2 protein-coding genes are annotated in these 12,542 nt (G+C 67.3%); one reads left to right on the top strand and one right to left on the bottom strand.

What is annotated here, in order from left to right; translation table 11 throughout:
* The first annotated feature begins 178 nt into the window (after positions 1 to 178).
* Entirely contained in the window at positions 179 to 10,765 is a 10,587-nt protein-coding gene (locus ACLF6P_RS27725; RefSeq protein ID WP_415953994.1) for a LamG-like jellyroll fold domain-containing protein, read from the top strand.
* 789 nt (positions 10,766 to 11,554) lie between these two features.
* On the opposite strand, the gene meaB is transcribed toward ACLF6P_RS27725, so the two are convergent.
* Complete coding sequence (meaB, locus tag ACLF6P_RS27720; RefSeq protein WP_415953992.1) at positions 11,555 to 12,541, bottom strand: methylmalonyl Co-A mutase-associated GTPase MeaB; 987 nt, start codon at positions 12,539 to 12,541, stop codon at positions 11,555 to 11,557.
* Position 12,542 lies beyond the last annotated feature (1 nt).

The following is a 12,542-nucleotide window of genomic DNA, read 5'->3' as shown; positions in this document are numbered from 1 at the left end:
CGTGAACATCGGTACTTCCTCTGATTCATCGCCTTTGCGTCTGTGGGCTGAACCACATGTCGCTATGTAGACCTTGTGAGTCACCTGTGAAGGCGCGTACGAATACCCCGTCTGGATCACACGGGTGGGGGAATCTGTGCGCATCGCACGTCCATTGGCGGTCTCTGCCGCGTTTCTGATGGCGGTACTGACCGGGACGCAACAGTTGGCACTGGCTGTCGACCAGCGGGGCGCGGAGGCCGCCGTCGACTCCGGTGACTCTCCCGGTCAGCGCTGGGGGTCGGCTTCCGGACGCAGCCACGCAGCCTCCGGGGAGAGCACCGACTCGCCCGCGAGCGGCGGGCGCAAGGGCCCGTTGACCGCCCCTGGCGAACTTCCGCCGGAAGACGCGGTCCGCTCCGTGCCGCCGACCGAGACCGCGAAGGAGCCGGAGCCGGGCCCGGCCACCAAGGTCGAGGCGCCGGACCTCGAGCCGGTCAAGGGCTTCGATGCCAAGCAGAGCCGCGAGGTGCCGGGTGCTCGCAAGGCTCGTGAGAGCACGTTCATCAATCCGGACGGCACCCATACCACCCGCTTCTACAACGAGGACGTCAACTTCCGCGACGAGAAGGGGAAGTGGCAGCGCATCGACACCACGTTGGTGCGCCCGCACTCCGCCGGTCCCGCTGGTCTCAGGACCATGAACGCGGACGACGATGCCTGGCAGACGCGTTCGACGGAGACACCCATCAGGTTCGCCGAGCGTGCGGACAGTGAATCCGTGGTCACGCTCGACGTGGCCGAAGGGCTGTCGATCGGCTACGGCGTCGAGGGCGCGGCCGCCTCCGTAGCGCAGGCGGACGGGAGCGTCGTCAACTACTCCGGCGTTCGTCCGGGTGCGGATCTGGAATTCATCGCGGGCAGCGACTCGGTCAAGGAGACGATTCTGCTCAAGGACCGGGACGCGCCCACCACGTGGCGCTTCCCGCTTCAGCTGAAGGGTCTGACGGCGAGTATCGGCGACCACGGAGGCGTGGTCTTCTCGGATGCCGACGGCAAGCAGGTGGCATGGACCCCCGCAGGCTGGATGGAGGACTCCGCCTTCGCGGAGAACGCCAACGAGGGCGCTGTTTCGTCCGGAGTCACCTACCGCCTGGAGCGGGAGGGCGGCCGCCAGGTTCTCGTGGTCGAACTCGACGAGAAGTGGCTGGCTGATCCGGAGCGCGTCTTCCCGGTGCGTGTCGACCCGTCGGTGAAGTCGTTCGACTCCACCTCCGGCACGTACGTGGAACGCCCGTACGACGTGAACTTCTCCAGCAGTACCGTCCTCAAAGCCGGCACCTACGACGGTGGTTCTCACCGGGCCATCTCCTTCCTGCGGTTCACCGGCGTGGAGAGCACCCTGAAGAACGCCTGGGTGCTGAACGCCAACCTCGCGCTTTACAACACCTGGTCCTTCTCCTGCAGCGCCCGCCCGGTGACGGTGCACCCGATCACGTCCAACTGGTCGGAGACCACGACGACCGACTACCCCGGTCCGTCGACCGGTTCCTCTCTCGGTTCGAAGAGCTTCGCGCACGGCTGGCGGCCCAAGGGAGCCTCCTCCTGGACATGCGCCCCGAAATGGGAGGCCATCAAGCTGGGCTCGGCGGGCCGCAAGCTCGTGGACGACTGGACGCACGGCCGCAAGAAGAACTACGGCCTCGCCGTCAAGGCTTCCATGAGCGACTCGTACGGATGGAAGCAGTTCGGCTCGGACGACTACCCGGACGGCAAGCCCAGCCTCGACGTGACCTGGACCAAGTACGGGGCGACGTACAAGCCTGGCGCGTTCACCGCTCCGGTGACCGCGACCTCCCAGGGCGTGGAGAAGGTGACGGTCACCAACCAAGGCCGGGAGACCTGGCCCAAGGGTGGTAAGTACAAGCTCCGCTACAACCTCTACGACGCGGCCGGCAAGGCGATCACCGACTCCTCGAAGATCGCGTACACCGAGATGCCGAGTGACATCTCACCCGGTGAGAGTGTCACGCTGAACGCCAACGTGGCGGCTCTGCCCCCGGCGACCTACACCATCGTGTGGACGATGACCGACTACGGCGTGAGCCGGTTCACCTCGGCGGGAGTCCCGGGTGCCGCGGTGCGGATCTCCGCGGTGAACATGCCGCCCCGGCTGACCAAGGAGTCACCTGGAAGCGGCGCCGTCGCCAGTTCCCTGACGCCGACGCTGTGGGCCGAGGGCGAGGACATCGACCACTATCCGGGCGGTGCGCTCCAGTACACCTTCGAGGTCTGTGAGATCAGCGGCAAGGACCTCCGCAAGAACTGCCGGCAGGGAAGCCGAAGCCCGGCGCGGCAGTGGGCCGTTCCTTCAGGATGGCTGTCCTGGGGGAAGACCTACGCCTGGTACGTGTACGTGTACGACGGCAAGGACACATCCGCACGGCCTGGTGCGGCTCTGCTCTCGACCCAGGTCCCACAGCCTCCGGTGACCGGAAACCTGGGCGGTGACGACGACCGTGAATTCGCCGCCCTGTCCGGCAACTATGCCACCGCCGCCACCGATGCCGCGCTCGCGACAGTGGGCCCCAAGCTCGCCGTCGACCGGGTCTACAACTCGCTCGACCCACGCGACGACACCGCCTTCGGCGCCGGTTGGACGAGCCCGTGGGACATGCGGCTCGACGCCGAACCCGATACGGCCTCGGCCGTCGTCACCATGGTCGACGGCACACGTGTCCGGTTCGGAAAGAATCCGGACGGAACCTACACGGGGCCGGTCGGCAGCACCATGCGCCTGATCCGCCTCGAATCCGGGGGAGCTCCCGAGGACTGGGTGCTGCGTGAGCGCTCGGGCACCCGCTACCACTTCAGCAGTGGCAGCGGCCGCCTCACCCACATACTCGACGGGCACGGCCGCAAGCAGACGCTGCAGTACGCGCAGGAAGGCGCAGGTCCGCTCACCGCCGTCAAGGACGATCTCTCCGGCCGGTCGCTCTCCTTCACGTGGTCCGGCGACCGTGTCGCCACGGTGACAACCAGCGCCGAAGGGCCGAACGCACCCGGGCTGACCTGGACTTACACGTACGACGGCAACCGTCTGACGAAGGTCTGTCCGCCGGTCTCCACGACCGAGTGCACGGTGTACGCGTACGAGGACGGCTCGCTGTACCGCAACATGGTCCTGGACGAGTCGCCCGTCTCGTACTGGCGCCTGGGCGAGGAAGCGGGTGCGTCCAGCGGCGTCAGCGAATCGCCGTCCCGTACGGGCCTCAACGCGGCCTCGTACAACGACGTACAGCTGGGCCAGCCGGGCGCGCTCGCCGGCACCAGCGACCTCGCCGCCACCTTCAACGGGACCGATTCGTACGTCGAACTGCCGGACGACACACTGCGGACATCGACGTTCCTGTCGGTCGAGCTGTGGTTCAAGACGACTCAGCCGGGTGTCCTGGTCGGCTTCCAGGGCGGCGCGCTGGAGGACGGCAGGCCGCACCACTGGAGTCCACTGGGCATCACCGGCGACGGCAAACTGCGCGCGCAGTTCGAGATCACGGGCAGGTCGGTCACCCCCATCACCTCCACGGCCACCGTCACGGACGACAAGTGGCACCACGTCGTCCTCTCCGGAGCGGGCACGACGCAGACCCTCTATCTCGACGGCAAGGCGGTCGGCTCGCTGACCGGGCCCGTCGACCACCACACCAAGACCAACACCTACCTGGGCGCGGGCTGGTCGAGCCCGGCCTGGGACGGCGCGGCGGAAGGCGTACGCCACTTCTCCGGAAGCCTGGACGAGGTGGCGGTGTACCACCACCCGCTCGACGGCGAGACGGTGGCCGCGCACTACGAGGCGCGTGCGCTGGCGGGGCGGATGACCATGTCCACGCTGCCGTCCGGCCGTGTGCATGCGAAGGTGACGTACGACTCGGGCACCGGACGCGTCACGCAGCTGACCGACGAGAACGGCGGGGAGTGGGAGGTCTCCGCCCCCTCCTACTCCTCGGCCTCACCCGCGTACGAGCAGACGATCCTGCAGACCGGGCCCACCGGATACTGGCGTCTCGGTGAACGCACCGGAGCCGTGGCCCGCAGCCCGCTGGGTGAACTGCTCGACGGCAGCTACGACGGTGTGCGTCTCGGCAGCGCCGGTATCTTCGCGGACGGCGACGACACCTCGGCGACCTTCACCGGCGACGGTGCCGTGAAGGTACCGAGCGAGGCGCTGGGCACCGGTACGTCGATGTCGGTCGAACTGTGGTTCAAGACCACAGAGTCCGGTGTGCTCGCCACCATGCAGAACGCGGAGTTCGGGGAGACCCCGACCGCATGGCAGCCGATGCTCGTCATCGATGCCGAGGGCAAGCTGCGTGGGAAGTTCACTCCGGGTGCCTCCAGCCTCATTTCCAAGGTGGGCGTCGACGACGACAAATGGCACCACGTCGTACTGACGGCCAACGAGGGTGTGCAGGCGCTGTTCATCGACGGCACGTACCAGGACCACACCCAGTCGGGGCTCACGACCGCCCGACTCCCGCATGTCTATATCGGCGGTGGATATGCCTCGCCCAGCTGGGACGGCAAGGCGAACGGCTATCACAACTTCACCGGTCAGGTCGATGAAGTGGCCTTCTACGACAAGGCGCTGGTCGAGTTCCGGCAGTCGACCGACGGGTCCTGGTCGTACTTTCCGCTGTCGGGCGTCGAGACACCGGCTCTGCACATGCAGGCCCGGAGAGCACTGATCAGCGGCACCGGCGACCAATACCGCGGAGTCGTTGTCTCGGACGCCCCTGCCGCCTACTGGCGCCTGGATGCAACGAGCGGACCGTACACCAGCGAGGTTGGCGGTGCTGGCATGGAGGCGACCTACCGCAAGGGCCCCAAAATGCCGAGAGGCCCGAGGCGGGGAGTGACGGGAGCATTCGGTCCCGGGGACGACAGAGCGGTCTGGTCCACCAGCGACGGATACATCGAGATACCCGGCTCCATCCCTTCCGGGACTACGGACCTCTCGGCGGAGCTGTGGTTCCGCACGACGCGTCACTCCGGCGTTCTGATGAGCTTCCAGAACACGCCCATCGGTGAGACCCCCACGTCCTGGCGCCCGGTCCTCAACATCGACGGCTCGGGCAAGCTCCGCGGCGAGTTCTATCCGACCGGCAGCCCCGGGGCCACTCCCATCGTCTCCGCGCAGCCGGTCACGGACGGTGAGTGGCACCACGCGGTGCTCACCGGATCCGAGACCACGCAGTCGCTCTACCTGGACGGCGTCAAGGTCGGTTCACTGGCCGGCACCATTTCCGAGCAGTCCAGGCCGTATGCCTACCTCGGCGCCGGGCACGGAAGCTCCGGCTGGATGGGTCTGCCCTCCGGCACCTACTACTTCAACGGCGACCTCGACGAGGCGGCCGTCTACCGCCGCGCCCTGACCGACGAACAGGTAGCCGCCCACTACCGCGCGCAGACCGACTCCGCCGCGTCGGGCCTGACTTCGACGGTCAAGGTCACCAACCCGCTCGGCAAGACCAGCAGCACCAGCTTCGACGCGGTACGCGGCAACCGCGTCGTCGCCCGGACCGACGAGACCGGTGCGACCACCTCCTACGCATACGACGTCGGAGGCTTCCTGCACACCGTCACCGACCCCAACGGCCACGCCACCGTCACCGGACACGACGAGCGCGGCAACACGGTGTCGACGACGACCTGCCGGGATGCCGACTCCTGCTGGACCTCCTTCCGTTCGTACTACCTGAACGAGGCGGATCCGCTGGATCCCCGCAACGACAAGGTGCTCACCTTCCGGGACCAACGCTCCAAGGGCTACCGGGACGACACCTACCGCAGCTACTTCGAGTACAACGCGCAGGGACAGTTGACCCGTGCCGGACGCGCGGACGACACCGCCGCCACCACCTCCTACACCTCAGGTACGGAGGCGGCGGTCGGCGGAGGGACCGTGCCGCCCGGCCTCGTCGCCTCCACCAGGACACCCGGCGGCGCCGTCACCGCGTACGGGTATTACCCCGACGGCGATCTCGCCCGCCTGACCGGACCCACCGGCCTGGTCACCGAGTTCACGTATGACGGGCTCGGACGGAAGCTGACCGAGAAGCAGATCTCGGACAGCTTCCCCGCCGGTGTGACCACCACCTACGCCTACGACCGCATGTCGCGGCCGGTGTCCGAGACGGGCACCGCGGTGGAGAACGAGGTCACCGGCACCACACACACCGCCAAGGTGACACGCACCTACGACCCGGACGGCAACCTGCTGACCGAGTCCACCGAGGACCTCGACGGTGGCGACACCAAGCGCACCACGGCGTACCACTACGACACGTACGGTCTCAACGACAGCGTGACCGACGCCGAGGGCGGCACGACCCTCTTCGCCTACGATGCGCTGGGCAGGCTGGTCGAGGAGACCGACGCCGAAGGAACGGTCTCCACACACAGCTACACGCCCCGCGGCCAGCACGCCGCATCGGTGCTGAAGGACTGGACCGGCGACCCCTCCGGCACGACCCGTGACCTGGTGCTGGTCTCCAACGCCTACGACCCGGCGGGCCGCTTGGCCACCACCACCGACGCGATGGGCGCCACGACGAAGTACACCTACTTCGACGACGGCCTGCCGGCGACCGTGACCGCGGAGCAGGTCACCCAGGCCGATGGCTCCAAGCACGACATCGTGCTGGAGTCCAACACCTACGACCCGGCGGGCCACCTGGTCCAGCAGATCGCGCCCGGCGGCACGAAGGTCACGTACCAGGTGGACGACCTGGGCCGAACCGAGCGCAGCGTCGTCGACCCCGGCGGTCTCAACCGTGTCGCGACGTTCACCTACGACGCCGACGACCGGATCCTGAAGCAGACCCAGTCCGTCTCTTCGGACAAGACCCTGACGAGCACCGCCGAGTACGACGAGGCGGGCCTCCTCACCGCGCAGTCCGTCACCGACGGCACGACGACTCACACGACGCGCCACACCTTCGACGACCGCGGCCTTCAGCTGACCACGGTGAGCCCGCGCGGCAACGCCGACGGCGCCGACCCGGCTGCCCACACGACGAGTTACCGCTACGACGCCCTCGGCCGACTGGTGGAGCAGAAGGCCCCCGCCGTCGACACCGAGACAGACGGCGGTACGGCGACCAGGACCCACCCGACCACCCTCACGGGCTACAACACCTTCGGGGAAGCCACCGAGACCAGGGACCCGAACGGTGCGACAACCCGCACCGAGACCGACGCCCTGGGGCGCCCGGTGGCGGTCACCCTGCCCGACTACACCCCGCCCGGCGGCGAGAAGATCACCGCCGTGGCGCGCACCGCCTACGACAAGCTCGACCGCGTCGTCAGCACGACCGACCCGCTCGGCCGAAGCACGCTGTACGCCTACGATCAGCTGGGCAACCTGACGCGCCGGACCGACCCGGTCGCCGAGTACCTGCAGGACCAGAACCTCACGGACCCCCAGTCCCGCACCCTGAACAACTCGCTGGCGAACGGCTTCGAAGGCCCGGGCGTGAGCGAGTACACCTGGACCCCGACGTCGCTGATGCTGTCGGCGACCGGCCCCACGGGTTCCCGTACCGAGGCCACGTACGACCAGCTGGGACGTCAGCTGACCAGCACAACAGTCGAGCGGTACCCGAGCCTTCAGAACCTCACGACCCGGTACACCTGGGACGACGCCGGAAACCAGACGGCCTCGACGACTCCCGGTGGCATCACCACCACCGCCACGCACAATGCGGCGGGCGAGCTTGTGAAGGTCACCACACCGGCCGGCAGCACCTCGTTCGGATACGACGGTCTCGGCCGTCGGACCGACACCACGGACGCCACCGGCCGCAGGACCACCATGGCGTACGACGCCCTCGACAACACGACCGCGGTGACCGACTACGGCACGGGAACCACCGCCCTGCGCACCAGCACGGCGGAGTTCGACGCCGACGGCAACCGCACCGCGGTGACCTCCGCGACCAAGGCACGGACCACGTTCGCCTTCGACGCGCTCGGACGGCTGACGAAGCAGGTCGAGCCGGTCGACGAAGGCGAGTCGATCACGACGACGTTCGGCTACGACCCCGCGGGCAACCGCACGCGGACGACCGACGGCCGCGGCAACTCCACGACGTACACCTTCAACAGCTGGGGCCTGCCGGAATCCACCATCGAACCCGCCACCACGGCTCACCCGGCGGCAGCGGACCGCACCTGGACGGTCGCCTACGACGCCGTGGGACAGCCCGTGTCCGAGCTGCTGCCCGGCGGCGTCAAGCGCGAGCGCGTCTACGACCGCCTCGGCCGTCTCGTCAGCGAGACGGGCACCGGGGCGGAGGCCTACACGGCTGCCCGCACCTTCGGCTACGACCTGGCCGGCCGGATGACCGAGGCGGGCACCGACGACGTCACGGTCCAGAACACGTTCACCTACAACGACCGCGGACAGCTGCTGGCCACCACAGGACACGGCGGCACGAACTCGTACGTGTACGACGCCGACGGCAATATGACGGAGCGGACGTCGGAGGGTGTCACGACGGCGTACGGGTATGACGAGGCCGGTCGTGCGTCCTGGACGTGGGACGAGGCCACGGGCGGTGACATCTGGTACGACTTCGACGCGGCCGGGCGGCTGCGGATGGAGCAGTACGCGGTTCAGCCCGAGGGTTCGACCGAGTGGGCGGAGGTGGCCCGCCGTAGTTACGGCTACGACAGCCTCGGCCGTCTGACCAGCGACACGGTCACCAACCCGGACGGCACCCAGGAACAGGCCGCGATGGTCTACGGCTACGACCTGGACGACCGCCTGACCAGCAAGGAGACCCGCGGCACGGCCGGGGCGGGCAACCACACCTACGCCTACGACGACGCAGGACGCCTGACCACCTGGACCCACGGGCTGCTCATGGTCGACTACACGTGGGACCACTCCGGCAACCGTATCCAGGCCGGCGACCGGACAGCGACCTTCGACCAGCGCAACCGCCAACTCACCGACGGCACCACAACCTTCACCCACACCCCCCGCGGCGCACTGAGCACGGTCGACGACGGCTCGGGCACCCCGCGGACCCTGGACTTCGACGCCTTCGAACGCAAAGTCTCGGACGGCGCCTCGACCTTCACCTACGACTCCCTCGACCGCGTCGGCGAACACAACGGCACCCCCTTCACCTACGACGGCGGCTCCAACAACCTCACCTACGACGGCACCACCACCTACCGCCGCACCGCCACCGGGGCCCTGCTCGCCACCTCCGACATCACCGGCGCCCACTGGACCCTCACCGACCAGCACACCGACCTCATCGGCCAACTCAGCACCGACGGCACCACCCTCACCGGCTCCCGCGCCTACGACCCCTTCGGCACCACCACCGCCACCCAAGGCAGCAACCCCGCCCTCGGCTACCAATCCGGCTGGACCGACCCCACCAGCGGCGACATCAACATGTCATCCCGCTGGTACCAGCCAGGCCAAGGCACCTTCACCTCCCGCGACACCTGGCTCCTCGACACAAGCCCCTCCGCCCAAATCAACCGCCACGCCTACGGAAACGCCGACCCACTCAACGGCACCGACCCGTCGGGCCATGCACAGGACTGTTGTACTGGTGCAGGCGCACCCGGAGCTGGAGCCGGCGGGCGAGGAGGCGGCGGCGGGCGAGGCGGCGGCGGAGGCAGCACGGGCACGACCCCCAAAACACCAAGCACCTCAGGCAAGTCAACGACCAGGACGCAGAGCAAGAAGTCCAGAGGCGGCTGGAGACCCCGCGCCGACCGCTGCACCCCCAGCTACTGCAACGGCAAGCACCTCAAATGGCCCAGGCCCTCACGCTGCACCATCAAATGCAAGCCACACCCCGGAACGCCCCCCGGAGGCGGAATCACCCCCGGCCCCGGAAAAGGCTCCACCTCACCCGGACGACCCGCCCCCACACAACCTAAGAAACCCCCACGCCCACAAAACCCCAACCGGGGCAAGAAACCAGCCCCAGCACCCACCCGCCCCATCCCCCGACCCGAATGGGACCCCCGAAACGGCTGGAACCCCCACTACGGCTGGAAACTAATAGAAGAAGCCGAAAACGTCCTCGATCAAATCCGCGAAAACGAGTCCTACACGCCACAGCCGCGCGACACGTACGAACCCGCACCGGACCCGTACCTTGACGAGTCACGGAACCCCGGAGGCGACTCCAGGGATCCCGAAGGGTGCGACGACCAGGCCGGCGAGAACGCGACAGGAAACATTAAGTACTTGCCACGGGAACGCTTCCGCCCCGGGAACGACGGGTGTCGCGCTACCGGCATAATCGCGGTGTACTCATCCCCCGAGGACGCCGGAGACGGAACGAAAACGATCACCAAGTGGAAGCCAGATTGTACAACAGGTGCGATAAATGGCCCGTACCCGGCGGACTATTGGAGTCTTAAGGTGAGCCCTAAGGCTAAAGCGAGAGGTCACCTGGCGGCCTGTCAGCTTGGTGGTTCTGGGTCGGACTTGAGGAACTTGGTTCCGCTGCACCGGGATGCGAATTCGAGGACCATGAAGGGGATTGAGGATAAAGTCGCAAAACAGGTAGTTGGTGGGCAGAGGGTTAACTACGTGGTTACGCCTGTATATCCAACGAGTTCGACTGGGATTCCCAGTCTGATTCATATTCGAGCGTGGGGCAGTCGAGGGATGGACGTAGACTGCTACGTTAGGAATGCGGCAGTCTCTGGGCCAGCGGTATGTTCGTCTGAGGTCTACGAGAGGTGAATGTCGAGATGAATTCGATCCACGAGGCCTTCGGCCCACCGGAAAGGTTCCGTCCCGCAAAGCCTGAGTCATGGCGGAAGATTGAGGACTGGGCCGGTTTTGAGCTACCTCGCGACTACAAGAAGTTTGTGGACGACTACGGGGATGCTGTCGTTTTCAGGCACCTGTGCGTTGGGCATCCTGAGGGTGTCGAGCCTCTCTTGGGGGAAATGCAGGAAGAGCGTCGCATGTTTCTTGAGGATTTGGGTGAGGCGCCCAGTGAGCGTCCGGTAGCCAGTTCCGGGGTTGCCAGGTTTCTACCGTGGGCCTATCATAATTTTAACGGTGACGTCTGCCTGTTGGTTCCGCCATGTCCCTCCAGTTCTGGCTGGAGAGTGGCGGTATCCTTTCGGCAGTGCCCGGAGGTGCAGATTTTCCCAGGGGGAGTAGCAGACTTCTTGCTGGCGCTTGCTCGGGGAGAGGTTCCCCGGGGATGGCCAAACGTCGCGTTCGAGTGGGAGTCCATTGAATTTTCACCCTTGATCTGAACCCGAATCCAGTGTGCCCCTGTCGACTGAGGTCGCGGCGGGAGCGAAGAATTAATGGTGGCTCTGGTGAGGGCATTCATTTTTCTCGGCCGGTGCAGCATTGCACGTTGTTGCGTGTAGGCGGCAGGCGCCAAGTTTCGGGTGCTGTATGACCCTTCTGCGATGAAGTACCCGCTGGCGTACGGCCATGACGGGTCCGAGCTCGGTTGCGGGAGGGCTGTGGGGGCGCGCCCCGTGTTCCAAGACCGCTGGGTGCCTGCCGTCAGTCTCGTTCGCCGAACGCGTCCAGGATTCGCTCCGCCGCCAGCGTCGGAGTCAACTCGCCCTCGCGGACCCGGCGTTCCAGGTCCGGGGCGACGGCGCGGACGGTCGGGTCCGTGTGGAGGCGGGTCAGGAGGTCCTCGTGGACCATGGACCAGGTCCAGTCGACCTGCTGCGAGCGGCGTTTCTCCGCCAGGCGGCCCGTCGACGAGAGCAGGTCGCGGTGCTGTTCCAGGCGGTCCCAGACCGTGTCGAGGCCCGTCGACTCGCGGGCGCTGCAGGTCAGGACCGGGGGAGTCCAGGCCGGGTCGGCGGAGTGCATGAGGCGGAGGGCGCCCGCCAGTTCGCGGGCCGCTGCCTTGGCATCGCGTTCGTGGGGGCCGTCGGCCTTGTTGATGGCGAGGACGTCGGCGAGTTCCAGGACGCCCTTCTTGATGCCCTGCAGTCCGTCGCCCGTGCGGGCGAGGGAGAGGAGGAGGAAGGAGTCGACCATGTTGGCGACGGCTGTTTCCGACTGACCGACGCCGACCGTCTCGACGAGGATGACGTCGTAGCCGGCCGCTTCCATGATGATGATCGACTCGCGCGTGGCCTTCGCCACGCCGCCCAGGGTTCCCGCGGAGGGGGAGGGCCGGACGAAGGCCGCGGGGTCGACCGAGAGGCGTTCCATGCGGGTCTTGTCGCCGAGGATGGAGCCGCCGGTGCGGGTCGAGGACGGGTCCACGGCGAGGACCGCGACCCGGTGGCCGCGCCCCGTCAGCATCGTCCCGAACGCGTCGATGAAGGTCGACTTGCCGACACCGGGCACCCCGCTGACCCCGATCCGCCGCGCCTTGCCGCTGTGCGGCAGGAGCGCGGTGAGCAGGTCCTGGGCGCGGGCCCGGTGCTGGGGCCGGGTGGACTCGACGAGAGTGATGGCGCGGGCGATGGACGCCCGCTTCCCGTCGAGCACACCCTTTACGTAGGCATCGAGGTCGATGGGTTTCATA

Origin of the sequence: Streptomyces lothianensis, from assembly GCF_047779955.1 — a bacterium.
Taxonomy (GTDB): Bacteria; Actinomycetota; Actinomycetes; order Streptomycetales; family Streptomycetaceae; genus Streptomyces.
This window is presented reverse-complemented; position numbering and strand designations above follow the sequence as displayed.